Origin of the sequence: Anaerostipes sp. Marseille-Q3525, assembly GCF_018223505.1 — a bacterium.
Classification (GTDB): Bacteria; Bacillota; Clostridia; order Lachnospirales; family Lachnospiraceae; genus Anaerostipes; species Anaerostipes amylophilus.
This window is the reverse complement of the sequence record NZ_JAGTTT010000073.1, coordinates 1-1,642: the sequence shown is the minus strand read 5'-3', so window position 1 is coordinate 1,642 and position 1,642 is coordinate 1. Positions and strand designations below refer to the sequence as shown.

At 31.8% G+C, this 1,642-nt stretch carries 3 protein-coding genes; all 3 read right to left on the bottom strand.

Going from position 1 to position 1,642, the window contains the following annotated elements; genetic code table 11:
- Positions 1-48: 48 nt before the first annotated feature.
- Complete coding sequence (locus KE503_RS14310; protein ID WP_055196904.1) at positions 49-243, bottom strand: hypothetical protein; 195 nt, start codon at positions 241-243, stop codon at positions 49-51.
- A gap of 11 nt (positions 244-254) precedes the next feature.
- Entirely contained in the window at positions 255-779 is a 525-nt protein-coding gene (locus tag KE503_RS14305) for a hypothetical protein (protein WP_022374262.1), read from the bottom strand.
- A gap of 104 nt (positions 780-883) precedes the next feature.
- On the bottom strand, positions 884-1,642 hold a 759-nt coding region (locus tag KE503_RS14300), incomplete at its 5' end, for an RHS repeat-associated core domain-containing protein (protein ID WP_249183095.1).

Here is a 1,642-nt window from a genome sequence, read left to right as displayed (position 1 = left end):
ATATTGCATCATTCAAGTAGCCTTCAATCTAGTACTCCTTGTGCAGCTTTATTTTTCTGGAAAATAGTAATCATCCTCATCTAATTTTACTTTTTTTAAAATAAAATAATTTGGATATTCTTTAAATCCTGGTAATGTTGATCTATACTTTTTCATTACATTTCTTGCCTTTTTCCAACTTCCAAAATAACCAATGGGTAATAGGTTTCCTTCATCTCTATATGTTAGTTGATATACATACATATTGCATCACCTCATTTTCTAAAAATATCTTTCCATCCAAAAATTTCAATCTGATATCTTTGTCTTACAAATTTTAACATATCTTCATAAGTATTTGCTTCATATTGAATCTTTCCTTGTTGTTTATCTAAACAATACATTTCCCCACTCTCAATATTTTTCAAACACAAAAATTTTTCATGATCATAATAACAATCCATGCTACCTTGATACACTAATCTATCTTCTTGATTTCTTATTTCTATATTATGATTTTCTGAATTATGCTCTTGCTCTTTTTCAATTACATATCCTCTTAAAAGTTGAATTATGAAATATGACCTTGTTGCTCTCCAAAATCCTTCATCCCACCAAGGTTCATTCATTTTAAAATCATGAATTTCAAAAAAATCTTCTTTTCCTTTAAACCTTGGTTGTTCCAAAAGTTTTTTTCTTGCTGATTCTGCTTTCTCATATGATGAATATGCAGCAATAATCATTTCTTCATCATTTTCTGGATCTTGATCATAATATGAAAAAAATAGCTCATAAACCATTCTTATTATTACCTCCTTCAATATATTTTATACATTTACAAATTACTTATCTTCTTTTTTTGTATCGGTATCCCCTGTCTGCCCATTTTTTTAATTCACTATATTCATGTCCTTGTCTTCCTTTCCTTTTCCATTTCCCTTTTTGCATAAGCATTTCCATTTTCTCCTGCTTTTGGATTATGTCCATCTGCCCAACTTGGTGTATCTGATGATTTTTCTTTTTCACTCATTTTTGACTGCTTTTTCTTTTTTCCCTTACCTTTACTATGCATTATTCTATTAGCTGCTCTCCACGTAAGCCATATAGATATTCTAGTTTTAAAAGTAACTCTTCTTCCTGCATATCGTGTCTTTATCCTTCGTCTTTTCCAAGTTGAATATGATACATAAAATACCACTCCTCCTGCAACTACCTTTACTAATGTATATAATGCCACTGCATAGTGACCACTAGGATCAACATGATTTATTGGATTATTCGCACAATATACATATAAATGTTGTGTATCAGGTTTATCATTTTCTCCACGATAAGTATCTTCTATCAAAAATCTTGCATCCTCAGGATTATAATACCTTGCATTCAAATAATATAATCCTGTACTCTGGTCATAGATTCCACCCGTATAACAAACCTCATTCTCTGCTTTGTTATCTCCGTTGATTGCTGTCTCTCCAAAGTCTGTATACCGGTATGTTGCATCAGCACTTCCATCTTCTTTTACAAGACTTGTGGTACTTCCCTGGATATCTTTATGATACAACAGATAGTCCGTATGGTCACTTCCATATCTCTGTGTTGCAAGGATATTTCCATCGGTTCCGATCAGGTTCTGGGATGTCTGGATATTATCTCCATCGGT

Coding starts and splice junctions, on each gene's coding strand:
- KE503_RS14310 (WP_055196904.1), bottom strand. CDS start 243: ATGTATGTATATCAACTAACATATAGAGATGAAGGAAACCTATTACCC.
- KE503_RS14305 (WP_022374262.1), bottom strand. CDS start 779: ATGGTTTATGAGCTATTTTTTTCATATTATGATCAAGATCCAGAAAAT.